Genomic DNA, 24,852 nt, shown 5'->3' with positions numbered 1-24,852 from the left:
GGCGGAAAATGCAGGTGATTGAAGAGTGAAGACGGTAACGTTAACTTATCCTTTGACCTCGATGAAGGACAAAGTCCAGGTCCGGCCCCAGGTCATGGCGATCGGCCAGTTCGACGGGCTCCATCTCGGACACGCCAGCGTCATCCGGCGGGCAATCGAGCTCGGCCGCAGCAGCGGGCTTCCGGTTGCGGTGCTGACGTTTCATCCCCATCCGAAAGACGTGATGGGCAAAGGCGATTACGAAGGTTATCTGACCCCGCTGCGCGATAAAGAAAAAATTCTCGCGGAGATGGGCGTCGATTATTTGTACGTCGGCGAGTTTACGCCCGAGTTCTCCAAAGTATCGCCGGCCGACTTTGTCGGCAATGTGCTGGTTCCCCTGGAAGTCGATACGGCCGTGGTCGGATTCGATTTCCGGTTCGGTTATCTCGGCGAAGGCACGGCCGAAGCGATCGGGCCGCTCAGCGGCGGCGCAATCAAAGTGGAAACGATAGCTCCGTTTCTGCTCGAAGGCGAAAAAGTCGGCAGCTCGGGCATCCGCGCCGCGCTCAAAACGGGCGACGCGGAGAAAGCCGGGCGCTGGCTCGGCCGTCCGTATCGCGTAAAAGGAACGGTCGTCGGCGGCGACAAGCGCGGACGGACCATCGGCTTCCCGACGGCGAACGTCGACTTGTCCGGCCATTACGTCACGCCGGCCAAAGGCGTCTACGCCGTACGGTTCGGGCTGGGCGAAAACGTGCTGGGCGGCGTGATGAACGTCGGCGTCAAGCCGACTTTTACCGACGGCAGCGTCAAGCCCACGTTCGAGACTCATCTGTTCGACTTCGACCGCAGCATTTACGGGGAAGAAGTCTGGATGGATTTCGTCCGCTATATCCGTCCGGAACGCAAATTTTCGGGCATCGACGAGCTGGTGGAGCAGATCGCGAAAGACGCGGACGAAGCCCGCAATATTTTAAAAGGCTGATCCCGTATTTTTTAACGGACATACGGTTTACTTTTAAGTGAACGTTTGCTATACTGATTTACGTTGCTTGCATGAGTGCAAGCGGCTTAACCGTGGCTTGGTTTCCGGCTTTCACCGGCCGCTACGAGGCTTTTGGGGATATTTCAACGAAATTAGGAGGTGAATAGGATGGCAGTAACACAAGAACGTAAACAGCAACTGATCGAGGAGCACAGAACTCACGAATCCGATACCGGATCTCCGGAAGTTCAAGTCGCTATCCTGACGGAAAACATCACGAACCTGACAGACCACCTGCGTACGCACAAGAAAGATCACCACTCGCGCCGCGGTCTTCTGAAAATGGTCGGACAACGCCGCAGATTGTTGGCTTACCTGAAGAACAACGACGTTAGACGTTATAGCGCACTGATCGAAAAGCTCGGCCTGCGTCGCTAAAATTAAACAGTCTTGCACAAGCAGCCTGGTTGTGAACCGTATGGTCTTTTTTGGAGCCGACGGCAGCAGCCGGGTTGTTTTTGTAACCGGGATTTTCCATAAATCCTTATATAGCCACATACGAAGACGATCCGAGGAGGAGTTTCATGGAACAGCAAGTAGAAATGCAGCTGGGGGGGCGTACCCTGACGCTGAAGACCGGCCGTCTGGCCAAACAGGCCAACGCCGCGGTTATGGTCCATTACGGGGAAACGGTCGTGCTGTGCACCGTGACCGCCTCCACACAGCCGAAAGACCTCGACTTTTTCCCGCTTACCGTAAACTATGAAGAAAGAATGTATTCGGTCGGCAAGATTCCCGGAGGCTTTATCAAGCGCGAAGGGCGTCCGAGCGAAAAAGCGATTCTCGCCAGCCGTTTGACCGACCGTCCGATCCGCCCTCTGTTCCCGGAAGGTTTCCGCAACGATGTGCAGATCCAAAATATTGTCATGAGCGTGGACCAGGACAACGAGCCGCAAATCGCGGCGATGATCGGGACTTCCGCGGCGCTCAGCATTTCCGATGTTCCGTTTGACGGACCGATCGGCGGCGTAGCCGTCGGACGCGTAGACGGGCAATTCGTCGTGAATCCGACGCTCGCCCAGCAGGACGCAAGCGATCTGTACCTCGTCGTGGCCGGCACCAAAGAAGCCATCATGATGGTCGAAGCCGAAGCGAACGAAGTACCGGAAGAAGTCATGCTCGAAGCGATCATGTTCGGACACGACGCGGTCAAAGAAATCGTCGCTTCCATCGAGCAGCTGGTCGAAAAAGCCGGCAAGCCGAAAATGGCAGTCAAACTGCATGCCGTCGACGCCGAAGTGAACGAAGCGGTTCGCGCCTTCGCCGGAGATCGTCTGGTCGAAGCGGTGCGCATTGCCGAGAAGCATGCGCGTCAGGACGCGATCGACGCCGTGAACGACGAAACGGTCGCCAACTTTGCGGAGCAGTATCTGGAAACGCCGGACAAACTGGACGACGTCAAAGAAATTCTGCACGATATCGTCAAAGAAGAAGTCCGCCGCCTGATCACGCACGACAAAGTGCGTCCGGACGGACGCGGACTCGCCGAGATTCGCCCGATCAGCTCCGATGTGGCGCTGCTGCCGCGCGTTCACGGTTCGGGTCTGTTCACCCGCGGACAAACGCAGGCGCTCAGCATTTGTACGCTTGGCGTACTGGGCGATTCGCAAATGCTCGACGGCGTCGCTCCGGAAGATACCAAGCGGTTTATGCATCACTACAACTTCCCTCCGTTCAGCGTGGGCGAAGCCCGTCCGCTGAGAGCGCCGGGACGCCGCGAGATCGGACACGGAGCGCTCGGCGAGCGCGCCCTGATGAAGGTTATCCCTTCGGAAACGGAATTCCCGTACACGATCCGTCTGGTATCCGAAGTGTTGGAATCGAACGGTTCCACGTCGCAGGCGAGCATCTGCGCCAGCACGCTGGCGATGATGGACGCGGGCGTACCGCTGAAAGCGCCGGTTGCCGGCGTGGCGATGGGCCTGATCAAAGACGGGGAACATGTTTCCATCTTGTCGGACATCCAGGGTATGGAAGATCATCTCGGCGATATGGACTTCAAAGTGGCGGGTACCAAAGAAGGCGTAACGGCGATCCAGATGGATATCAAGATCGACGGCATCAGCCGCGAGATCCTGTCCGAAGCGCTGACCCAGGCGCGCGAAGGCCGCATGCACATCCTTGAACAGATGCTGCAGGCGATCCAGGAGCCGAGAACGAGACTGTCGAAATACGCGCCGAAGATCATGATCATCAACATCAAGCCGGAGAAGATCCGCGACGTTATCGGAGCGGGCGGCAAGATTATCAACAAGATCATCGAAGAAACCGGCGTCAAGATCGATATCGAACAGGACGGCCGCGTCTTTATCGCTTCGTCCGACGAAGACATGAACAACAAAGCCTCCGAGATCATTCAAAATATCGTGCGCGAAGTTGCGGTCGGAGAAGTTTACGAAGGCACCGTAAGACGGATCGAGAAATTCGGCGCGTTCGTCGAACTGATTCCGGGCAAAGACGGCCTCGTGCATATTTCGCAGCTGGCTGCGGAACGCGTCGGCAAAGTCGAAGACGTTGTGGCGGTCGGCGACAAGCTGAAAGTCAAAGTCACCGAAATCGACGCGCAGGGCAGAGTCAATCTGTCGCATAAAATCCTGCTGAGCGAAGGAACGCCTTCGAAGGCTTAAGCCTTTTACCGACAATCGATAAACGAAAAAGAGACAGAATGATGTTCTGGCTCTTTTTTTGTGCCCGGCTCGGCAAGCCGACAAACCGATCGGTTGAGCGCGCTGCGGAAATTTGCTAGGATAGAGTTTGCACGTTCAATACCACATTCACGATTATCCGGGCGCACAGGAGGGAACAACGCTTTGGAAAAATATACGCTGGGCAACGGGCTCAGAGTCGTAGCCGAGCATATCCCCGGCTCGCGCTCCGTCTCGTTCGGCATCTGGGTCAAAAACGGCTCGCGCAACGAGACGCAGGCAAACAACGGCGTTTCTCATTTTATCGAGCATATGCTGTTCAAAGGAACGGAACGCTACGACGCCCGGGCGATCGCGGAGCAGTTCGACGCGATCGGCGGCAACGTCAACGCTTTTACATCCAAGGAATATACTAGCTATTACGCCAAGGTGCTGGACGAGCATCTGCCGATCGCGATGGATATCCTGTCCGATATGTTTTTTAATTCGGCGTTCGATCCCGAAGAGCTGGCGCGCGAGAAAAACGTTATTTTCGAAGAAATTTCGATGTATCTCGACGATCCGGACGATCTTGTGCACGACCTGATCGTCGAAGCCGCTTACGAAGGCCATCCGCTGGCCATGCCGATTCTCGGCACGGAAGATCATCTGGCGGCGATGACGTCCGACGATCTTAAAAGCTTTTTGCGCGAAAATTACACAGCCGACAATACGATCGTGGCGATCGCCGGCAATCTGGTCGGCGATGTGCGGGCATTGATCGAGCAGCACTTCGGCGCATTCGACCGCAGAGGCGAAGAATCGCCGATCGTCGCGCCGAACTTCGGCGGCGGGCTGGTGTACCGCAAAAAGAAAACCGAGCAGAACCATATCTGCCTGGCGTTCCAGGGCTTCGCGTACGACGATCCCCGGCAGTATGCGATGGCGCTGCTCAACAATGCGATCGGCGGAGGGATGAGCTCGAAGCTGTTCCAGGAAATCCGGGAAAAGCGCGGGCTGGCCTACTCCGTATATTCGTATCACAGCGCGCATGCCGACAGCGGATACTTTACGATCTATGCGGGCACCGCGCCCAAGCAGACGGCCGAAGTGCTCAAGCTGACGCAGGAAGTGCTGCGGGAGACCGCGGCGAACGGCCTGAGCGAAGCGGAGATCCATAAAGGCAAACAGCAGCTCAAAGGAAGCCTGATTATGGGGCTCGAAGGCAGCGGAAGCCGGATGAACCGGCTGGGCAAGAACGAGCTGATGCTCGGACGCCACGAAACGATCGACGAAACGATCGCCAAGATCGAGCGGGTGACCGAAGCCGATGTGCGTCTAGCGCTGGATCACTTGTTTGCAGAACCGTTCGCGGTCGCCATGGTCGGCAATTCCGACCGGGCGATCAGCGCATTAAGGAGAGATGAACTTGTCCCATCTGGTGCAAATTAAACGCTTTGCCGGCAACGAAGATCTGGCGCTGCCGCGCAAAATGACCGAACAAGCGGCGGGCTACGACCTGCAGGCGGCGGTGATCGAGCCGATCGTGCTCCAGCCGATGCAGCGCGCGCTCGTGCCGACGGGCATCGCCGTCGCCATGCCGGGCGGACTGGAAGCGCAGATCCGCCCGCGCAGCGGACTGGCGTTCAAACACGGCATTACCTGCCTGAACTCGCCGGGCACGATCGACGCGGATTACCGCGGAGAGATCAAAGTGCTGCTGATCAATCTGGGCCAGGAGCCGTTTGCCATCGCGCGCGGGGAACGGATCGCGCAGATGGTGTTCCAGGAAGTGCCGGAGACGTTGCTCGCCGAAGTCGAGGAGCTGTCCGAGACGGTCAGAGGCGCCGGGGGCTTCGGTCACACCGGTAAATAAGGAACCGTCCGACCGGCGTTTTACGCGTTCGGAAATTTGTCCCGGGGCTTCTTCGACACGAAGAAGTGCCGGGCTTTTTTTGCTTTCGCCTTGCTGACATCCCGCGTGAACGTCTTGCTTTTTAACCCGATACAAACTATGATATTCACAATGCGAACCTTGATGTTTAGCGATTTTGCCCCATATAAAGGAGAGACAAGCCAGATGTCGAATCAAACGTTTAACGTAGCCGTCGTCGGCGCAACCGGCGCTGTCGGCGAACAAATTCTCAGACTGCTCGAAGAGCGGAATTTCCCCATCAAGTCCCTGAAGCTGCTTTCGTCCGCGAGAAGCGCGGGAACCAAGCTGAAGTTCAAGGGCGGGGAAGTCACGGTCGAAGAAGCGAAGCCGGAAAGCTTCGAAGGCGTGGAGATCGCCCTGTTCAGCGCCGGCGGAGACGTGAGCAAAGCGCTTGTGCCGGAAGCGATCAAGCGCGGCACCGTGTGCATCGACAATACGAGCGCGTTCCGTATGGACCCTACCGCTCCGCTCGTCGTGCCGGAAGTCAACGCGGAGAAAATCTTCGAGCACAACGGCGTGATCGCGAATCCGAACTGCTCGACGATCCAGATGGTCGCCGCGTTGAAGCCGCTGCAGGACCGCTACGGCCTTAAACGGATTATCGTTTCGACGTATCAGGCGGTATCCGGCTCGGGTGCCAAAGCGATTGCCGAATTGAACCGCCAGACCAAAGCGATCGTGGAAGGACAGCCGGTCAATCCGGACGTGCTGCCCGTATCTTCGCTGCCGGTCAAGCACCAGATCGCGTTCAACGCCGTGCCCCAGATCGACAAGTTCATGGACAACGGCTTTACGTACGAAGAAATGAAAATGGTCAACGAAACGAAAAAAATCATGGGCGACGAGTCGATTCAGGTAACCGCGACCTGCGTGCGCATTCCGGTCGTTTACGGCCACTCGGAATCGGTGTATGTCGAGCTCGGTTCGGAGTACGATCTGCAGGAAGTGCGTTCTCTGCTGGAGAATGCGCCGGGCATCACGGTCGTCGACGATCCGGCCAACCAGGCGTATCCGCTGGCGACCGACGCGGCCGGCAAAAACGACGTGTTCGTCGGCCGTCTGCGCCGCGATCTGGATTCGCCGACCGGTCTGAACCTGTGGATCGTCTCGGACAATCTGCTCAAGGGCGCGGCATGGAACGCTGTGCAGATCGCGGAAGTCATTGCGGCCCGTACGCCGCAGCAGGCCTAACGAAAGGAAGAGAACATGGCTATTCGGGTTCAGAAATTCGGCGGGACGTCGCTTTCCTCGGAAGATGCGAGAGAGCACGTCGTCCGTCATATCCGGCGCGAGCTGGACGCGGGGTATCAGCTGGTCGTCGTCGTTTCGGCGATGGGACGCGTGGGCGATCCTTACGCGACCGACACGCTGCTCGGCTGGGCGGCGCAAACGAGCGGCAAAGCGCTGCCGACCAAAGAACGGGATCTGCTGATGGGCTGCGGGGAAATCATCTCCGCGGCTACTCTTTGCGGCATCCTGCACCAGGAAGGCATCGACGCGACCGTGCTGACGGGCGCGCAGGCCGGCTTCATGACGGACAGCCATTTCGGCAACGCGCGCATCCTGGAGATGCGTCCGGAGCGGGTGCTGCGCGAGCTGCAGGACCACAGCGTCGTCATCGTGACCGGCTTCCAGGGACAAAACGAATACGGCGATCTCACCACGCTGGGCAGAGGCGGCAGCGATACGTCGGCGACCGCGCTCGGCGCGGCGCTGCACGCGGAGATCGTCGATATCTATACGGACGTCAACGGTATTCTGACGGCCGATCCGCGGCTGGTGGAAGACGCCAAGCCGCTTGAAGTGGTCAGCTACACCGAAATTTGCAATATGGCGTACCAGGGAGCGAAGGTCATTCATCCGCGCGCCGTGGAGATCGCCATGCAGGCGCAGATCCCGGTGCGGGTACGCTCGACGTTTTCCGAAGAAGAAGGCACGCTGGTCACGCATCCGGAGAATTTTGCGGACGTGGCGGCCGGGGTCGTCGACCGCTTCGTGACGGGGATCGCCTACGTAAGCAACGTAACGCAGATTACGGTCGAGCAGCCGGACCCGAGCGGCCAGCTGTCGTTGAACGTATTCAAAGCGATGGCGGAGAACGCGATCAGCGTCGACTTTATCAACGTGACGCCGGTCGGAGCCGTGTACACGGTATTCGACTCCGAAGGAGAGCGGGCGCTGGCCGCGCTGCGCGCGATCGGCTACGAGCCGCGCGCGCTGAACGGCTGCGCCAAAGTCTCGGTTATCGGCGGCGGCATCAACGGCGTGCCGGGCATCATGTCGCATATCGTCGAAGCGCTGACGCTGCAAAACGTGCAGATTCTGCAGTCCGCCGACTCCAATACCACGATCTGGGTGCTGGTGAAGAAAGAAGACATGGTCAAAGCGCTTAAAGCGCTGCATCAACGCTTCGAACTGCATCGCTAAGAGATCGTATTCGGATATCGTAACGTTTAAAGCCGTGCAACGAAGCGCGAAGAAGGAGAGAATGGAAAATGGATTTCGGACGACTGATAACCGCCATGGTCACTCCTTTCGACGGGCAGGGGGAAGTCGCGTGGGACCGGGTCGCGCCGCTGATCGACAGACTGATCGACGTGCAGAAGACCGAATCGATCGTCGTGTTCGGCACGACGGGTGAATCGCCCACGCTGACCGACGAAGAAAAAATCCGGCTGCTGGAACTAGCGGTGAAGCACGCGGCCGGACGCTGTAGAATTATCGCCGGCACGGGCAGCAACGATACCCGCCACAGCGTCGAATTGTCGCAGGCCGCGGAGGCAGCCGGCGCCGACGGGCTGCTGCTCGTCGTGCCGTATTACAACCGGCCGAACCAGGCCGGATTGTACGCGCATTTCTCGGCGGTCGCCGAAGCGACGACGCTGCCGATTATGCTGTACAACGTGCCGAGCCGCACGGCGTCGAACCTGGAAGGCGCGACCACGCTCAAGCTGGCGCAGCTTCCGAACGTGGTCGCCGTCAAGGAATGCGCGCCGGCCGATCAGGTCGCGTATATCGCGTCGCGCGCGCCGGAAGGATTTCGCATTTACTCCGGCGACGACGCGGCTTCGCTGCCCGCGCTGTCCGTTGGAGCTTACGGCATCGTCAGCGTAGCCAGCCATGTGGTCGGCGCGCGCATGGGAGAGATGCTCGCCGCGCACGCGAAGGGGAACGCCGCCGAAGCGACGCGGATCTACCATTCGCTGCTGCCGGTGTTCAAAGGATTGTTCGCTTGTCCGCATCCGGTGCCGAATCCGGTCGCGGTCAAGTACGCGCTGACGCTTCAGGGATTCGAAGCCGGCGGCGTAAGACTGCCGCTGGTCGACGCGACGGACGAGGAGAAAACCTATATTCGAGCATTTATGCGGCAGTTTCTATAAATGGGCAATATTGTCCGCCGTACTGCGCAAAAGCGCCGTTTCCCCAAGGAAACGGCGCTTTTTTGCTTGCCGGAAAATGGCTGTAGGGCGGGCTTTTTCAACACCGGCAGGCGGCGGTTAAGGGAATGACAGGGCTTACGACTTGTATTTTTGGTTTTTGTTCATGTATAATAGACGCAAGTGACTGGGTGCGGGTTAATAGAAAAACAACACGAACCATATTTGACGGAAGGTTCGTGCATCGGCTTGATCGGATGGATTCGGGCGGCTTTTGCGTATAAAAAGCCCTCTCGAAAAACGACCGGTGAAAGTCTTTGTTCGAGCTATGCTAAAAACCGGAAAAATAGCAAACGTCCAACTTTTATAGAAAAAACTACATTTATTTTTTAGGAGGTTTATGTATCTTGGCAAAAAAAAATAACAGCGCAGACAAACTGACGATTTTCGCTCTGGGCGGAGTAGGCGAAATCGGTAAAAACATGTATGTCGTTCAATACGGCAACGACATCGTGGTCGTGGATGCCGGATTGAAGTTCCCGGAAGAAGACATGCTCGGCATCGATATCGTTATTCCGGACATCAGCTACCTGACCGAGAATCGCGATAAAGTCAGAGGCATCATTATCACGCACGGTCACGAAGACCATATCGGCGGCCTGCCTTACGTAATGAAACACCTGAACGTTCCGCTGTACGCGACCAAGCTGACGCTCGGCCTGATCGAGAACAAACTGCGCGAAGCGAACCTGCTGGGCGAAACGAAGCGGATTCTGATCAACGCCGATTCCGAACTCAAGCTGGGCAGTACGCTGACGGCGACGTTCTTCAAAACGAACCACAGTATCCCGGATTCCGTCGGGGTTTGCATCGAAACGCCGGAAGGCAACGTCGTCCACACGGGCGACTTCAAGTTCGACCATACGCCGGTCAACGATCAGTTTGCGGACCTGCAGCGCATGGCCGAAATCGGACAAAAAGGCGTTTTGGCTTTGCTGTCGGACAGCACGAACGCGGAAAAACCGGGCTTCACCCCTTCGGAACGCAGCGTCGGCGTCGTGCTGGAAGACATCTTCCGCAAAGCCCGCCAGCGCGTGGTCGTCGCGACTTTCGCATCCAACGTGCACCGGATTCAGCAGGTGGTCAACGCCGCCGACGCGACCGGACGCAAGATTGTCGTAATCGGACGCAGCATGGTCAACGTGGTCTCGATCGCTTCTGAACTGGGTTATCTCGAGATTCCGGAAGGCATGATTATCGAGCCCGAAGAAGTCAACCGTCTCGGCGCGGACCGCGTCGCGATTCTGTGCACCGGCAGCCAGGGCGAGCCGATGTCGGCGCTGACCCGCATGGCGCGCTCGACGCACCGTAAAGTGGAGATCCTTCCGGGCGATACGGTCATCATCGCGGCTACCCCGGTACCGGGCAACGAGAAATACGTCGGCCGCACGATCGACGCGCTGTTCCGCCTCGGCGCGGAAGTGATCTACAGCGGATCGAACAAAGGCGTGCACGTATCCGGTCACGGTTCGCAGGAAGAACTGAAGCTGATGCTGAACCTGATGCGTCCGAAGTTCTTTATCCCGATCCACGGCGAATACCGCATGCTGCGCAAGCACGCGCAGCTGGGCGAATCCGTCGGCGTCGATCCGGACAACATCTTTATGATCGATATCGGCGATACCGTCGAAATTCAGGACGGACAAGCGCGCAAAGCCGGCAAAGTACCTTCCGGCAATGTGCTGATCGACGGACTGGGCGTCGGCGACGTGGGCAATATCGTCCTGCGCGACCGCAAGCTGCTGTCGCAGGACGGCATCCTGGTCGTGGTCGTAACGCTGAGCAAGCAGGACGGACGGATCGTTTCCGGTCCGGACATCATCTCCCGCGGCTTCGTGTACGTACGCGAATCCGAAGGACTGCTCGACGAAGCGAACCGGGTCGTCACGAGCACTCTGCAGCGCCTGATGAGCGAGAACGTCAACGAGTGGGCTTCGCTGAAATCCGGCGTCAAAGACTCGCTGGGACGTTTCCTGTTCGAACAGACCCGCCGCCGTCCGATGATTCTGCCGATTATTATGGAAGTTTGATTTTAAACGAATCCTACAATTGAACCAAAGCGCCTCTTTTCCCAACGGACTTTTGACGGTCCCGTCGGGAAAGAGGCTTTTTCGTTTGTCCGGCGGCGGAAACCGGCGGAGCGGTTTTTTTATGCCTTTTGGCGAACTTATGTGCTATTATGGGGAGAGTGCAGCGAAACGCAGGAGGGATATAATTGGCTCAGAAAAAAGGCGGAACGACCCGCTCCCGCAAGAGCGGCGCGGGCAATCGTTCGGGCGCCGGAAAGAAGAAAAAGAAAGCGACGCTGGCCAGCGCTTTGAAATATGAAATTTACGGCATCGTGCTGATTACGCTGTCGGTGATCGGGCTGTCCGGACAGGCGGTTATCGGCCGGCTGCTGTCGGCGGGCTTCGGCCTGCTGCTCGGTAAAGCGTATGCGCTGATCCCGCTGCTCGGTATCTATGCCGGACTGTACCTGATGATCCGGCGCGGCCTGCCTTACGGCTGGAGTCCGCGCAAATCGGGTCTGCTGCTGCTGGGAATCGCGCTGGTGCTGATCCTGTCGATCGGGGAAATGCAAAACCATCCGCAGCTTTCCGGGCAGATAAGCGCTTCGGGCATTCTGACCGCCGCGCAGAGCGATCTGCACCGCGGGCTGGTGATGCCCGACGGGCCGATGAGCGAAACGACGCCGTTTCTGCGGCCGATCGGAGGCGGTTATCTGGGCGCGCTGATGCTGTCGCTGCTGTTCCTGATGGTCGGTCTGACCGGCGCGAAGCTGGCCGCGGGGGTGCTGCTTGCAATCGGCGTCATGCTGGCGGCGCAGATGTCTTACGTGGAGCTGATGAGCCTGCTGCGGCGCAAAGCGGGCACCGCGGTGCGCGACGCCGGAGCGCGCATGAAAGAAGAGCGCAGAGCGGCGGAGCAGAGAAGGCTTGAGGCCGAAGAGGAGGCCGAAGCGCGCGCGCAGGAAAAAGAGGAAGCCGCCGAGCGCAAACGGGCGGCGCTGCCGCAGGGCGACGACGGGGAAGACGAGCCGCGCGAACGGGGCGCGGGACTGCTCGGTCGGCGGCGTAAAGCGGCCGCCGCGCCGGTGGAGGCGCTTGAACCGCCCGAAGAGCGGGCGGAGGAGCGCTTCAAGGTCACCGGCGTGTACCGCGTGCCGAGCGAGCTGCGCGGCCGCGGCGGGGAAGAAGCGCCAGCGGCGGGCGAAGCCGCGGCCGGGGAATCGCAGAGAGGCGAATCCGCTGCGTCTCCGGCGGCCGCCGAGCCGCAGCGGCCGGGCCCGATCATCCGGGACTTCTTCGAGCATATCCGCTCGGAGAGAGGCCGCGAAGCCGGCGCCGCGGCTTCCGCATCGGCGTCCGCCGCCCCGTCCGACGACGGCGACGATTTCGAAGACGCCGCCGCTCCGGCGTTCGCTCCGGACGGAGGCCTCGCCGCCGCGAACGCCGGCGGCGCGCTCAATGCCGGCGCCGTTCTTACAGGCTCCGCCGCCGGGACGGAAGTGCTGCCGGAAGGCGATCCGTCCATCCCGGCCGCCGCTGGCGAACTGCTTGAAGTCCGGGAAGGCGAGACGATCAAGCCGCCGCCCAAGCCTTACAAGCTGCCGCCGCTCGGGCTGCTGGCGATGCCCAAGGAAGACGATAACGCTTCGGCCAACCAGGCCGATTACATGCAGACGGCGCGCAAGCTGGAGACGACGCTGGAAAGCTTCGGCGTCCGGGCGAGAGTGCTCGAAGTGGTGCGCGGTCCCGCCGTTACGCGCTACGAGATCCAGCCGGACGTGGGCGTCAAAGTCAGCCGGGTCGTCGGCCTGACCGACGATATCGCGCTGGCGCTGGCGGCGAAAGATATCCGGATGGAAGCGCCGATTCCGGGCAAATCCGCGATCGGCATCGAAGTGCCGAACAACGAAGTCTCGATGGTGACGATGCGCGAAGTGATGGATACGTCCGTTTTTGCCGACGCCGCTTCCAAACTGACCGTCGCGTTCGGGCGGGACATCTCGGGGCAGACCATCGTCGGCAACCTGGCGAGAATGCCCCATCTGCTGGTCGCGGGAGCGACCGGCTCGGGCAAATCGGTCTGCATCAACGGCATTATCGCCAGCATCCTGTACAAAGCGAAGCCGGACGAAGTCAAGTTCCTGATGGTCGATCCGAAGATGGTCGAGCTGAACGTCTACAACGGCATTCCGCATCTGCTGGCGCCGGTCGTGACCGATCCGCGCCGCGCTTCGCTGGCGCTCAAGAAGATCGTGGTCGAGATGGAGAAGCGGTACGAATTGTTCTCCAAATCGTCCACGCGCAATATCGAAGGCTACAATACGCTGATGAAAGACAATCCGTCGGCGATTCTGCCGTATATCGTCGTGATCGTCGACGAGCTCGCCGACTTGATGATGGTCGCGGCCGGCGACGTGGAAGACGCGATCGCGCGGCTTGCGCAGATGGCGCGGGCGGCGGGCATCCACCTGATTATCGCGACCCAGCGGCCGTCGGTCGACGTCATTACCGGCGTGATCAAAGCCAATATCCCTTCGCGGATCGCCTTCGGCGTATCGTCGCAGGTCGACTCGCGCACGATCCTCGATATGGGCGGCGCGGAGAAGCTGCTCGGCCGCGGCGATATGCTGTTTATGCCGATGGGCGCGTCCAAGCCGGTGCGGGTGCAGGGCGCTTTCCTGAGCGACAACGAAGTCGAGGAGATCGTCGCTTACTGCAGCGGCCAGGCCGAAGCGGAATACGACAATTCGATCGTCCCGGAAGTCGAGGAAAGCGGCAGCGAGCCGGAAGAGATCGTCGACGAGCTGTACGATCAGGCGGTGCAGATCGTGGTCGAAGCCAAGCAGGCGTCCGTTTCGCTGCTTCAGCGGCGAATGAGAGTGGGCTACACGCGCGCAGCGCGGCTGGTCGACTCGATGGAGGCGCGAGGCATCGTCGGTCCGTACGAAGGCAGCAAGCCGCGCGAGGTGCTGATTTCGATCGAGCAGCTCCAGGCGAGCCGGGCGGCCAATTCCTGATCGGCGTGCGCCGCGGGCGATCCCGGCGACTATACTTTTACCGAATTCCGTTCGGCTGCACCGCGACGCGCCGCGTCCGCCGCAGCCGAACGGAATTTTTTTCGCGCGGGCGGCACGGATTTCGTTTCGACTCCGGTTCGTCCGCCGTACCCCGCCCCGGTTGATTCCCGTCTCGGCGGTGGTATAGAATAAGCAGGAATGGTTAGAGAAGTAGAGAAAGTCCATATCGAGCGGAATCCGCCGAAAGCCTAAGGAGTGATGACAATTGACTACCCCTGGATTTGAACGGGCAGCGGAAGGCCGGATTCGGATTCACGTGCTGCCGACCAAGCGTTTCAAAACGTTCGCCGTTTCCTTATATGCCGGAGCCCCGCTGCGCGAAGAAACCGTGACGCCGATCGCCTTGACTCCGTTCGTGCTCCGCCGGGGCAGCGCCTCTTATCCGGAAACGATTCAGTTCCGCGAGCGGCTGGAAGAGCTGTACGGCGCGGGATTCGGTTTCGACGTGTACAAGCGCGACGACAGCCAGATCGTGCAGTTCCGCATGGATACGATCAACGACGCTTTTGTGGGCACGGACGAATCTCTGCTGGAAAGCTCGCTGGCGTTCCTCGGCGAAACGCTGACCCGTCCGGCGCTGGAAAGCGGCGTATTCAAAAGCAAATTCGTCGACGCCGAACGCGACAACGTGCGCAAAAAGCTCGACGCCATCATCAACAACAAAGCCCGCTATGCCGGCGCTCGCTGCGTCGAAGAGATGTTTGCGGGCGAATCGTACCGGCTGAACGCGCTGGGCAAACGGGAAGCGCTGGAAGAACTGAACGCAGCCGCCCTGCACGAGTCCTACCGCAAATGGCTGTCGGAAGCGTCGCTGGATCTGTACGTGGTCGGCGATACGACGCTGGAAGAAGTGCGCGGCATCGTGAGCCGTTCTTTCGACGTCGCAGGTCCCGGACACAATCCGCACGAATATGCAAAAAGCGCCAAAAACGAAGGGGTCGGCAATCCGCGCATCGTCAAAGAAGCGATGGATGTGGCCCAGGGCAAACTGAATATCGGCTTCAAAACGTCGATCGACTACACGGACGACCGCTATGCGGCGGCGCTCGTTTACAACGGCGTGCTGGGCGGCTATCCGCATTCCAAGCTGTTCCAGAACGTACGCGAAAAAGCGAGCCTGGCCTATTACGCGTCGTCGCAGTACGAGCCTCATAAAGCGTTCGGCACGATCCAGTCGGGAATCGAGATCGCGAATTACGACCGCGCGCTGGACATTATCCGCGTGCAGCTCGATGCGATGAAAAGCGGCGAAATTACCGAAACCGAACTGAGCCAGACCAAAGCCATGCTGGGCAACGATCTGCGCGAAACCCGCGATTCGGCATTCCAGATGATCCAGCACGACTTCGGCGGCCGGCTGTCCGGACGGCAGCGCGCGGTATCCGAACTGCTGGAGCAGGTGGAGCATATGACGGCCGAGCAGGTGGCGGACGCGGCGGCGACGTTCCGGCTCGACACTATTTACTTTTTGACCGGAAAAGGGGGGGAATAACGATGGAAAGCATCCGTTACGAGCATCTGCAGGAGACGCTGTATTATGAAAAACTGGACAACGGCCTGAGCGTCTACGTGCTGCCGAAGGAAGGCTTCCAGAAAACGTACGCGACGTTCTCGACGAATTACGGCTCGGTGGACAACCGTTTCCGCGTAGCCGGTCAGGACGAACACCGCGTGCCGGACGGCATCGCCCATTTCCTGGAGCACAAAGTATTCGAAGAACCGGACGGCGACGTCTTCCTGAAGTTTTCGACGCAGGGCGCTTCGTCCAACGCGTTTACAAGCTTCGATCAGACCGTGTACCTGTTCTCGGCTACCGAGAAGATCGAAGAAAATCTGGAAACGCTCGTCAACTTCGTGCAGAATCCGTATTTTACGGACGAGAACGTCGAGAAAGAAAAAGGCATCATCGGCCAGGAAATCCAGATGTACCGGGACAATCCCGATTGGCGCGTCTACTACGGGCTGATCGAAGCGCTGTACAGCGTGCATCCGGTGCATATCGATATCGCGGGCACCATCGAATCGATTAGCGAGATCACCAAAGAAACGCTGTATGCGTGCTACAATACCTTCTATCATCCGAGCAATATGCTGCTGTTCGTCGTCGGCGGCGTCGATCCGCAGCGCGTCATCGATCAGGTGCGCCGCAACCAGTCCGCCAAAAATTACGGGCCGCAGGCCGAAATCGAACGCTACTTCGACGCGGAGCCGGAAAAAGTAGCGCAGGAGCGCAAAGAACTGAATCTGCCGGTATCGCTGCCCAAATGCTTGTTCGGATTCAAAGAATCCGCGCCCAACGTAGACGGACCGGAACTGGTCAAGCTGGACCTGACGACCGAGATCATGCTGGAACTGCTGCTCGGCAGCAGCACGCCGCTGTACCAGAAGCTGTACGACGAAGCGCTGATTACGGACGGCTTCGGCGGGGATTACCGGGCGACGCCGGAATACGCGTTTTCGGTCATCGGCGGCGATACGCGCGATCCGGAGCTGCTGGTGCAGCGTATCCGCGAAGAAGCGGAGCGTTTGTCGCAATCGGGCTTCGACGCGGCGGCGTTCGAGCGCACCCGCAAAAAGAAGATCGGCAATTATCTGCGCATGCTGAATTCGCCGGAAAATATCGCGCACGAGTTTACCCGTTACAAATTCCGCGGCGGCGACCTGTTTGCCGTGCTTGAACTTTACGAGCAAATCACGCTGGACGAAGTGAATGCGCGTCTGCGCGAGCATATCCGCTGGGACCGCTGCTCCGTTTCGGTCGTGCGGGGCGCATGACGCGCGGCGGTGCGGGAAGCGGCGGTCCGGTTCGGCGCGTACCGCGCGAAACGGCGGTGCTCGTGACCGGCGCGTCCGGGGGAATCGGTTCGGCGATCGCCGAACGGTTCGCCGCGGACGGCTGCCGGGTGGCGCTGCATTATTCGGCGTCGGCGGAAGCGGTGCGCGCGGCCGCCGACCGCTGCGCTTCGCTCGGCGCGGCGCAGGTGCTGACCGCGCGCGCCGATGTGCGCAGCCGGGCGGAGGTGCTGCGGATGCGCGAAGAGCTGAAAGCGGCCGGCTTTGTGCCGGACGTGCTGGTCAACAACGCGGGAGTCGCGCATTACGGCATGCTGTGCGACGTCACGGACGAAGAATGGGACCGGGTCATGGACGTGAACCTCAAAGGCACCTTTTTGTGCACGCAGGCTTTTATGGAAGACATGGTTTCGCGAAAATACGGGCGGATTATCAATATCTCGTCCGTCTGGGGATTGACCGGCGCTTCGTGCGAGGCGGTCTATTCGGCGGCCAAGGGAGGAATCAACGCCTTTACCAAGGCGCTTGCCAAAGAACTCGCCCTGTCGGGCGTTTCGGTAAATGCGGTGGCTCCCGGAGCCGTGCGGACGGCGATGCTGGACGCTCTCGATTCCGGGGATCTGGAGGCGCTGGCGGAAGAAATTCCGGCGGGGCGCCTCGGCGAACCTTACGAAATTGCGGAATCCGTGCGCTTTTTGGCGCAGCCGGAATCCGGTTATCTGACGGGACAGATTCTGAGTCCGAACGGAGGCTGGGTCACTTGAGCCGGCGGCGATCCGGAAGCGGGAGCCCGGTTTCGAAGCGCGCGAAGGCGTCAAAGATTAAGAATCTGTTTCTTGCGTTTAAACGTCATTTTTAATATCATTAGACGAAGGTCACGACGAAAGTCGAAGTCAAGCGATTGCGGAATCGCGCCGGACACGGAAGAGAGATGGGCTATGGAAACCAAACAATGGTATATGGAGTATCGCATACATAAGAATCGGCCGGGCCTGCTCGGGGACATCGCGTCGATTCTGGGGATGCTGGAAGTCAACATTTTGACCATCAACGGGGTTGAAGGCCGCACCCGCGGTATGCTGCTCGAAACGAACGACGACGAGAAAATCCAACTGCTCGGAGCGATGCTCAAAAAGGTCGACAGCGTAACGGTGACGGCACTGCGCCCGCCGAAGCTCGTCGACATTTTGGCGGTGCGCCACGGGCGTTATATCGAGCGCGATTCGGACGACCGCAAAACGTTCCGGTTTACGCGCGACGAACTGGGTCTGCTGGTCGATTTCCTCGGCGAGCTGTTCAAGCGCGAAGGCAACCAAGTGATCGGGCTGCGCGGCATGCCGCGTGTCGGGAAGACCGAATCGATCATCGCCGGCAGCGTCTGCGCCATGAAGCACTGGACGTTCGTGTCGTCGACGCTGCTGCGCCAGACGGTCCGCAGCCAGCTGTCGGAAGACGAAATGAACCCGAACAACGTGTTTATCATCGACGGCATCGTCAGCACGATCCGCTCGAACGAAAAGCATTACCAGCTGCTCGGCGAGATCATGAATATGCCGTGCACCAAAGTGATCGAACATCCGGATATTTTTATGCGCGAATCCGAGTACGACCACTCGCAGTTCGACATGATTATCGAGCTGCGCAGCACGCCGGACGAGGAGATCGTTTACGATACGTTCGCCACAAGCTATACCGACGACATCTAAGCAGAGCGCGATCCGGGCTTAAGCCCGGCGCGCCTCAATACCACGAGGAGGGATGAGCGGAATGTCCGATCTGGGACAGCAGTTAAAAGACGCCCGCACGCAAAAAGGGCTGTCGCTTGAAGATGTACAGGAAATGACCAAGATCCGCAAACGTTATCTGGAGGCGATCGAGCAGGGGGATTTCAAAGTCCTGCCGGGCAGCTTCTATGTGCGGGCCTTCATCAAGACGTATGCGGAGGCGGTGGGACTCGATCCCGAAGTCCTGCTGGAAAGCCATCCCAAAGATGTGCCGGCGGCCGAACCGGAAAGCGTAATGGAACCGGTGCTGACCAAGCGCTCGGCCCGGAATGCGGAGCGCGGAGGCGCGGCGGGACGCGGCGAAGGCAGCAAAGGATTGTCCACGGCTCTGATGTGGACGTTCCCGATCCTGATTCTGATTATCGTGGCGATCGTGTATATCAACAGCACGAAAGGTAACGACACGACCGCGGGCGACGACCAGAAGCCGGATACGGCGGCAACGACCAAGCCGGCGGACAACGCCGGAACGGCCAAAGACAACGAAGAACCGACCGGAACGACCGGCGGAGGAACGCAGGACGCCGGTACGTCGGACGGCGACGAGCAAACGCCTGAAGAAACCGATCCTGCGGCATCGACGCCGGGCGAAGTGACGCCTCCGGACGAATCGACGAACGGCCAGGACGCCGAGGAGACGGACAGCGGCACCGCCGCGGGCGGCGAAACGGACAACGGCGCGAACGCCGAAGAAACGCAGCCGGGAACTCCCGGCGACGGAACCGGCGCGGGAGATGCCGAGAACGGCGAAACCGATACGGAAGAGCCGGGAACCGGACAGGAAAACACGACGGGTTCGACGATCGTCACGCAGGCCGGCCAACAGGGCAAAACGACCGTTTATCAAGTACAACCCACATCCGGCGGCACGGCAAAAATCACGATCGCCGCGACCGGCATGAGCTGGCTGGAAGTTTACCGCGGCAGCACGAGCGGAGAACGCCTGTATTACCAGAACACGGAAGCCGGCGAGAACATGTCGTTCGATATCGATTCGCAGGGCTTGTATATCAAATCGGGCTACTCGCCGGTAACGGCTATCACGATCGACGGACAGCCGATTACGGACGGCAAAACGACGTCCCGGTTCCAGATCAACCTGGTCAACTAAACGCGCAGCGGAAAGGAAGAGGAACAGTGGCTTCGGAAAATTCGATGGATATCGTGTCCAAAATGGACATGCAGGAACTCAAAAACGCAATCGATCAGGCGGAGCGCGAAATCTCCAGCCGATTCGACTTTAAGGACAGCAAGACCAGCTTCGAACTCGACAAGGATTCGCTGACGATTCACTCGGACGACGAGTATAAGCTCGGCGCCGTGATCGACGTGCTGCAATCCAAAATGATCAAGCGGGGCGTTCCGTTCAAGAACCTCGATTTTGGCAAAGTGGAATCGGCTTCGCTGAACACCGTGCGCCAGAAACTCGGTTTGAAATCGGGTATCGAGTCGGATAGCTCGAAGAAGATCAATACGTTGATCCGCGACTCCAAGCTCAAAGTGAAAAGCCAGATTCAAGGCGACCAGATTCGCGTAACGGGCAAAAGCAGGGACGATCTGCAGGCCGTGATGAAGCTGCTGCGCGAAGCCGATCTGCCGATCGAGCTTCAGTTCACCAACTTCAAATAAGTCGAATCATTCGAAAAAGAGCTTCTTTCCGTTTTGCGGAAAGAGGCGCTTTTTTGTATACGGACGCCCCGGTAATCGCCGCGGCTGCGCGAAATGCAGGGAAATCGGCGCGATGGGGGCGGCATTTTGCCGTTTTGACACGAAAACTTTCGGATATTATACTTGTAAGGTTGAAGTCGGAACTACAAGAATCGGAACTTACCCGGAAGGAATGGATGGATCATGAATCTTCCCAATCGCATCACCCTGAGCCGCATCGTGCTCATCCCGGTCATGATGGTGTTCCTGCTGGCCGACCTGCCGTTCCTGCCCGATCCGCTCGTCTGGGGCGGGGTGGAGCTGAGCTGGGGCCAGCTTATCGCCTGCATCATCTTTATCGCGGCCTCGTGCACGGACGGCATCGACGGCTATATCGCGCGCAGCCGCAACCTGGTCACGAACCTCGGCAAGCTGCTGGACCCGCTGGCCGACAAGCTGCTCGTTTCCGCGGCGTTTATCTCGCTCGTGCAGCTCGACAAATTGGCGGCCTGGATCGCCATCGTGATTATCAGCCGCGAGTTCGCCGTGACCGGTCTGCGCCAGATCGCGCTGCTCGACGGAGCCGTCATGGCCGCCGGAGCCGGCGGCAAGATCAAGACGGTACTTCAGATCGTCGCGATCGCTCTGCTGCTGCTGAACAACCTTCCGTTCGAGATCTGGGGCATCCCGGCCGACACCGTCTTCGTCTGGGCCGCCCTGGTCGCCACCGTCTATTCCGGAGTCGATTACTTTTGGCGTAACCGTAAATTGCTTAGAGAGTCCTAGAGTTCTCCTAGGACTCCGGTTAGCTAAGCAAATTACGAACCGTAGATTGCTTAGAGAGTCCCGGGGCTCCGCCCATCCTCCTCAATCCTGAAAGAAGGAGCGTGAATCTTAAAAATGAAAGCTGAGATTATTGCAGTAGGAACAGAGATTCTGCTCGGTCAAATCGTCAACACAAACGCCCAGTACCTGTCGCAGGAACTGGCGGCTATCGGAATCGACGTTTACTTCCAGACCGTCGTGGGAGACAACGAAAAGCGCCTCCAGGAAGCGATCCGTCTCGCGCAAAGCCGCGCGGACGTGCTGGTCTTCTCCGGCGGGATCGGACCGACGCAGGACGATCTGACCAAAGACGCGATTGCCGGTCTGCTGGGCCGCGAGCTGCGCACCGATCGTCCGGCCATGGACAAGATCACCGAATTCTTTGCCGATCGCGGCATCGAAATGACCGATAACAACAAGCGTCAGGCGCTCGTTATCGAAGGCAGCACGCCGCTGCCCAATTCGACCGGCCTGGCCGTAGGCGTCGCGATCAGCGACGGCGACCATCATTATATCGTGCTGCCGGGTCCTCCGAGCGAATTGAAGCCGATGTTCGAGCACGAAGCGAAGCCCTGGCTGCTGCATCAGGTGCTGACGGACGAGATGCCGATTTACTCGCGAATCCTCAAGTTTGCCGGCATCGGCGAGTCGGCGCTCGAAGACAAACTGCTCGATCTGATCGACGCCCAGACCGATCCTACGATCGCGCCTTACGCCAAAGAAGGCGAAGTCGCCATCCGGCTGTCCACCAAAGCGAAAGACATCCAGGAGGCCAACGGCAGGCTGACGGTGCTCGAAACGCAGATCCAGAGCCGCCTGGCCGAGCATATGTACGCGAGCGAGGACGTGCCGATCGAAGAGACCGTCGTCAAAATGATGGCCGACCTGGGACTGACTGTCAGCGCGGCGGAAAGCTGTACCGGCGGAATGGTTATGCAGAGCCTGACCACGGTTCCCGGAAGCGCCTCCATGCTGATGGGCGGCATCGTCTGCTACTCCAACGAGATGAAAGAAAAGCTGCTGAACGTGCCGCACGATTATCTTGAAGGCGCCGACGCGCCCGGAGCGGTCAGCCGCGAAGTGGCCGAAGTGCTGGCCGAGCAGGTCCGGATGATTACCGACAGCGACTTCGGTCTTTCGGTTACGGGCGTAGCCGGCCCCGGCTATTCCGAACGCAAGCCGGTGGGCCTGGTCTATATCGGCATAGCCGAGCGCGGAGGCAAGACCGAGGTGTTCGAACTGCGCATCAAAGGCAACCGGGATACGATCCGCAAACGTTCGACCAAGACCCTGTTGTACCGCTTGTGGCGCAGGCTCGTACAGGCGGAAAAACAAGACTGAAACGCCGCCAAAAAGCCGCGTTTTGTTTGACCTTGACTGACGATTTTGGTATAATGAACATACGGAAGAACCGCGGCGATACCTGAGACTCGCTCGCGGTTTTTTTATGGACATTAAAGGGTTTTTTTAAGAAAAGGAGGTTTGCCGGCGCACGAACGAACGTTTTGGAGCAATTAAAAAAATGCGAATATATGTTCGAAAAAAGCTTGGCAAACCCGTCGAAAAGCGGTATGATAGATGTAAGGAACAGGTACAAACCAATACGAAAAAAGGGTGTGGATATATTGTCAGATCGTCGTGCTGCGCTGGATATGGCGCTTCGTCAAATAGAGAAACAATTCGGAAAAGGGTCCGTTATGAAGCTGGGCGAATCGACCCATATGAACGTCGAAGTCGTACCGAGCGGATCGATCGCTCTGGACGTCGCGCTCGGAACGGGCGGCATGCCTCGCGGCCGGATTATCGAAATCTACGGACCGGAATCGTCGGGTAAAACGACCGTCGCTCTGCACGCCGTGGCCGAAGTACAGAAAGCGGGCGGACAGGCTGCGTTTATCGACGCCGAGCACGCGCTCGATCCTAATTACGCTCGCAAACTGGGCGTCAATGTCGACGAACTGCTGCTGTCGCAGCCGGATACGGGCGAACAAGGCCTGGAAATCGCAGAAGCGCTCGTACGAAGCGGAGCTGTAGATATTATCGTTGTCGACTCCGTAGCGGCGCTTGTGCCGAAAGCGGAAATCGAAGGCGAAATGGGCGACTCGCACGTAGGTCTTCAAGCTCGCCTGATGTCGCAGGCGCTGCGCAAGCTTTCCGGCGCAATCAGCAAATCCAAGACGATTGCGATCTTTATCAACCAGCTTCGCGAAAAAATCGGCGTTATGTTCGGCAACCCGGAAACCACTCCGGGCGGACGCGCGCTCAAATTCTATTCGACCGTGCGTCTCGACGTGCGCCGGATCGAATCCATTAAGATGGGCAACGACGTTGTCGGCAACCGTACGCGGATCAAAGTCGTCAAGAACAAAGTGGCTCCTCCGTTCAAACAGGCGGAAGTGGATATCATGTACGGCGAAGGCATTTCCAAAGAAGGCAGCCTGATCGATATGGGTACCGATCTGGATATCGTCGACAAGAGCGGCGCGTGGTATTCCTATGCCGGAGAACGTCTGGGTCAAGGGCGCGAGAATGCCAAGCAGTTCCTGAAAGAGAATACGGAAATTTCTCGCACCATCGAAACCAAGATCCGCGAAGCGAGCAATCTTACGACTGCCGTTCCGGCTCCGAGCGAAGCGGACAAAAAGGCGGAAGATCAGGAAGAACAAGAACTGCTTGAACTTGAATAACAGCAAAGTCTGACCGGAGTTTTTCTTCGGCTAACCGAATAATACGCAGATACCCCGGTCGATTATGGTCGGGGTTCTTGTTATGAGAAGGGAACTTTATCCATGAATCAATTCGGAAGATCCAGATCAAACGGGAAAAATTCATACAAATCGGGATTCCATCAAGAAAAACGCGAAGATCCGATGCATGAAATCGAAGTGCTTCCGGATGGGGAGCCGCAGGAGATCACGGCCGTGGAGCTGCTGCAGCGGCCGCGGGGACGCTATCGGATCTATTTCGGAGATCCTTTCGTTACGGTGCATGAATCGACGATGGTCCGCTACGGCATGACCAAAGGAAGCTTTTTCAATAAAACGTCGCTGCGGGAGATTATAAGCGACAACGAACGCCAGATCGCTTACGCGGAAGCTTTGAATTATTTGAGTTTCCGGCCGCGCACTTCGGGAGAAGTGGAAAAGCGGCTGCTGGAAAAAGAAATCGATCCGCATGCCGCCGCCGCGGTGGTGCAGCGGCTTGCATCCGAAAACCTGATCGACGATCAGCTGTATGCGAAGGAATGGGCCCGCCAGCGCGTGACCAATCGTAAAAAAGGCAAAGTATGGGTGCGTCAGGAGCTTAAACAAAAAGGGATCGATCAGGAATTGATTCAGGAAGCGCTGGACGAAGTCGGCGACGAAGACGAGCTAAGCAGCGCGGTCGACACCGCATCCAAGAAATGGCGGACGACCAAGGGCGAAGTCTGGGAACGCAAACGAAAAACGTTGGCTTTTTTGATGCGCCGCGGCTTCTCGTCCGATATCTCCCGCAAAGCGCTGGAAGCGGTGCTGCAAAGCGACGGAGCAGACGCGGACGACCTCGGCACGGAGTTCGATTGAAACGCTTTACAGCCTTCAGCAGCAAATTTGGCAATAGCTTGACAATAACTTTTGACCAAGACTACAATAAATGAGGAACGTCATCCGGCAAAGAGCCGTTTTCCTTCCAAAAACGAGCTTTTTCGCGGCT

Annotated in this window: 20 protein-coding genes; all 20 read left to right on the top strand. The window is 58.6% G+C overall.

Annotated features, from left to right (window positions below; genetic code table 11):
* Positions 1-25: 25 nt before the first annotated feature.
* The 20 genes from QWJ34_RS12840 (at position 26) to QWJ34_RS12745 (ending at position 24,722) form a co-directional block, all read left to right on the top strand.
* Complete coding sequence (locus tag QWJ34_RS12840) at positions 26-967, top strand: bifunctional riboflavin kinase/FAD synthetase (RefSeq protein WP_302728310.1); 942 nt, start codon at positions 26-28, stop codon at positions 965-967.
* A 168-nt stretch (positions 968-1,135) separates the two neighbouring features.
* Positions 1,136-1,405: a 30S ribosomal protein S15 gene (rpsO, locus tag QWJ34_RS12835; RefSeq protein ID WP_302728309.1), complete on the top strand. Its 270-nt coding sequence runs from the start codon at positions 1,136-1,138 to the stop codon at positions 1,403-1,405.
* A gap of 146 nt (positions 1,406-1,551) precedes the next feature.
* Positions 1,552-3,654: a polyribonucleotide nucleotidyltransferase gene (pnp, locus tag QWJ34_RS12830; protein WP_302728307.1), complete on the top strand. Its 2,103-nt coding sequence runs from the start codon at positions 1,552-1,554 to the stop codon at positions 3,652-3,654.
* 183 nt (positions 3,655-3,837) lie between these two features.
* The gene (locus QWJ34_RS12825) at positions 3,838-5,103 is read left to right on the top strand and encodes a M16 family metallopeptidase (protein WP_302728306.1); all 1,266 of its coding nucleotides are present in this window, start codon (positions 3,838-3,840) and stop codon (positions 5,101-5,103) included.
* On the top strand, positions 5,081-5,527 hold the full coding sequence (dut, locus tag QWJ34_RS12820; protein WP_302728305.1) for a dUTP diphosphatase: 447 nt from the start codon (positions 5,081-5,083) through the stop codon (positions 5,525-5,527). Before QWJ34_RS12825 ends, dut begins: the two co-directional genes overlap by 23 nt.
* Positions 5,528-5,731: 204 nt before the next feature.
* The gene (locus QWJ34_RS12815; RefSeq protein WP_302728303.1) at positions 5,732-6,778 is read left to right on the top strand and encodes an aspartate-semialdehyde dehydrogenase; all 1,047 of its coding nucleotides are present in this window, start codon (positions 5,732-5,734) and stop codon (positions 6,776-6,778) included.
* A gap of 15 nt (positions 6,779-6,793) precedes the next feature.
* Positions 6,794-8,014 carry an aspartate kinase gene (gene dapG, locus QWJ34_RS12810; RefSeq protein WP_302728301.1) on the top strand — a complete coding sequence of 407 codons (1,221 nt, stop codon included), beginning with the start codon at positions 6,794-6,796 and terminating at the stop codon, positions 8,012-8,014.
* Positions 8,015-8,082: 68 nt separating this feature from the next.
* Positions 8,083-8,967 carry a 4-hydroxy-tetrahydrodipicolinate synthase gene (gene dapA, locus QWJ34_RS12805; RefSeq protein ID WP_302728299.1) on the top strand — a complete coding sequence of 295 codons (885 nt, stop codon included), beginning with the start codon at positions 8,083-8,085 and terminating at the stop codon, positions 8,965-8,967.
* Between the two features lie 404 nt (positions 8,968-9,371).
* Complete coding sequence (locus QWJ34_RS12800; protein WP_302728297.1) at positions 9,372-11,054, top strand: ribonuclease J; 1,683 nt, start codon at positions 9,372-9,374, stop codon at positions 11,052-11,054.
* A gap of 185 nt (positions 11,055-11,239) precedes the next feature.
* Positions 11,240-14,050: an FtsK/SpoIIIE family DNA translocase gene (locus tag QWJ34_RS12795; protein WP_483314268.1), complete on the top strand. Its 2,811-nt coding sequence runs from the start codon at positions 11,240-11,242 to the stop codon at positions 14,048-14,050.
* Positions 14,051-14,315: 265 nt separating this feature from the next.
* A complete protein-coding gene (yfmF, locus tag QWJ34_RS12790; RefSeq protein ID WP_302728296.1) occupies positions 14,316-15,602 on the top strand; it encodes an EF-P 5-aminopentanol modification-associated protein YfmF in 1,287 nt (428 codons plus the stop codon).
* A 2-nt stretch (positions 15,603-15,604) separates the two neighbouring features.
* Complete coding sequence (gene yfmH, locus QWJ34_RS12785) at positions 15,605-16,885, top strand: EF-P 5-aminopentanol modification-associated protein YfmH (protein WP_302728294.1); 1,281 nt, start codon at positions 15,605-15,607, stop codon at positions 16,883-16,885.
* Positions 16,882-17,667: an elongation factor P 5-aminopentanone reductase gene (gene ymfI, locus QWJ34_RS12780; RefSeq protein ID WP_302728293.1), complete on the top strand. Its 786-nt coding sequence runs from the start codon at positions 16,882-16,884 to the stop codon at positions 17,665-17,667. The genes yfmH and ymfI overlap by 4 nt, the downstream gene beginning before the upstream one ends.
* Before the next feature lie 174 nt (positions 17,668-17,841).
* A complete protein-coding gene (locus QWJ34_RS12775; protein WP_302728291.1) occupies positions 17,842-18,609 on the top strand; it encodes a DUF3388 domain-containing protein in 768 nt (255 codons plus the stop codon).
* Positions 18,610-18,670: 61 nt separating this feature from the next.
* A complete protein-coding gene (locus tag QWJ34_RS12770; RefSeq protein WP_302728289.1) occupies positions 18,671-19,798 on the top strand; it encodes a RodZ domain-containing protein in 1,128 nt (375 codons plus the stop codon).
* 26 nt (positions 19,799-19,824) lie between these two features.
* On the top strand, positions 19,825-20,316 hold the full coding sequence (locus QWJ34_RS12765) for a YajQ family cyclic di-GMP-binding protein (RefSeq protein WP_302728287.1): 492 nt from the start codon (positions 19,825-19,827) through the stop codon (positions 20,314-20,316).
* 222 nt (positions 20,317-20,538) lie between these two features.
* Positions 20,539-21,120, top strand: a complete 582-nt coding sequence (gene pgsA / locus QWJ34_RS12760) for a CDP-diacylglycerol--glycerol-3-phosphate 3-phosphatidyltransferase (RefSeq protein WP_302728286.1) — start codon at positions 20,539-20,541, stop codon at positions 21,118-21,120.
* Positions 21,121-21,234: 114 nt separating this feature from the next.
* Positions 21,235-22,500: a competence/damage-inducible protein A gene (locus QWJ34_RS12755; RefSeq protein WP_302728284.1), complete on the top strand. Its 1,266-nt coding sequence runs from the start codon at positions 21,235-21,237 to the stop codon at positions 22,498-22,500.
* Positions 22,501-22,784: 284 nt separating this feature from the next.
* Complete coding sequence (gene recA / locus QWJ34_RS12750) at positions 22,785-23,846, top strand: recombinase RecA (protein WP_302728282.1); 1,062 nt, start codon at positions 22,785-22,787, stop codon at positions 23,844-23,846.
* Positions 23,847-24,029: 183 nt separating this feature from the next.
* Positions 24,030-24,722: a regulatory protein RecX gene (locus QWJ34_RS12745; protein ID WP_302728280.1), complete on the top strand. Its 693-nt coding sequence runs from the start codon at positions 24,030-24,032 to the stop codon at positions 24,720-24,722.
* Positions 24,723-24,852: the final 130 nt, after the last annotated feature.

The organism is Saccharibacillus sp. CPCC 101409 (assembly GCF_030518235.1).
Lineage (GTDB): Bacteria > Bacillota > Bacilli > Paenibacillales > Paenibacillaceae > Saccharibacillus.
This window is presented reverse-complemented; position numbering and strand designations above follow the sequence as displayed.

Bases quoted from the DNA above. Each gene is read 5' to 3' on its own strand.
- rpsO (WP_302728309.1), top strand. From the start codon at position 1,136: ATGGCAGTAACACAAGAACGTAAACAGCAACTGATCGAGGAGCACAGA.
- pnp (WP_302728307.1), top strand. From the start codon at position 1,552: ATGGAACAGCAAGTAGAAATGCAGCTGGGGGGGCGTACCCTGACGCTG.
- QWJ34_RS12815 (WP_302728303.1), top strand. From the start codon at position 5,732: ATGTCGAATCAAACGTTTAACGTAGCCGTCGTCGGCGCAACCGGCGCT.
- dapG (WP_302728301.1), top strand. From the start codon at position 6,794: ATGGCTATTCGGGTTCAGAAATTCGGCGGGACGTCGCTTTCCTCGGAA.
- dapA (WP_302728299.1), top strand. From the start codon at position 8,083: ATGGATTTCGGACGACTGATAACCGCCATGGTCACTCCTTTCGACGGG.
- yfmH (WP_302728294.1), top strand. From the start codon at position 15,605: ATGGAAAGCATCCGTTACGAGCATCTGCAGGAGACGCTGTATTATGAA.
- ymfI (WP_302728293.1), top strand. From the start codon at position 16,882: ATGACGCGCGGCGGTGCGGGAAGCGGCGGTCCGGTTCGGCGCGTACCG.
- QWJ34_RS12775 (WP_302728291.1), top strand. From the start codon at position 17,842: ATGGAAACCAAACAATGGTATATGGAGTATCGCATACATAAGAATCGG.
- QWJ34_RS12770 (WP_302728289.1), top strand. From the start codon at position 18,671: ATGTCCGATCTGGGACAGCAGTTAAAAGACGCCCGCACGCAAAAAGGG.
- pgsA (WP_302728286.1), top strand. From the start codon at position 20,539: ATGAATCTTCCCAATCGCATCACCCTGAGCCGCATCGTGCTCATCCCG.
- QWJ34_RS12755 (WP_302728284.1), top strand. From the start codon at position 21,235: ATGAAAGCTGAGATTATTGCAGTAGGAACAGAGATTCTGCTCGGTCAA.
- QWJ34_RS12745 (WP_302728280.1), top strand. From the start codon at position 24,030: ATGCATGAAATCGAAGTGCTTCCGGATGGGGAGCCGCAGGAGATCACG.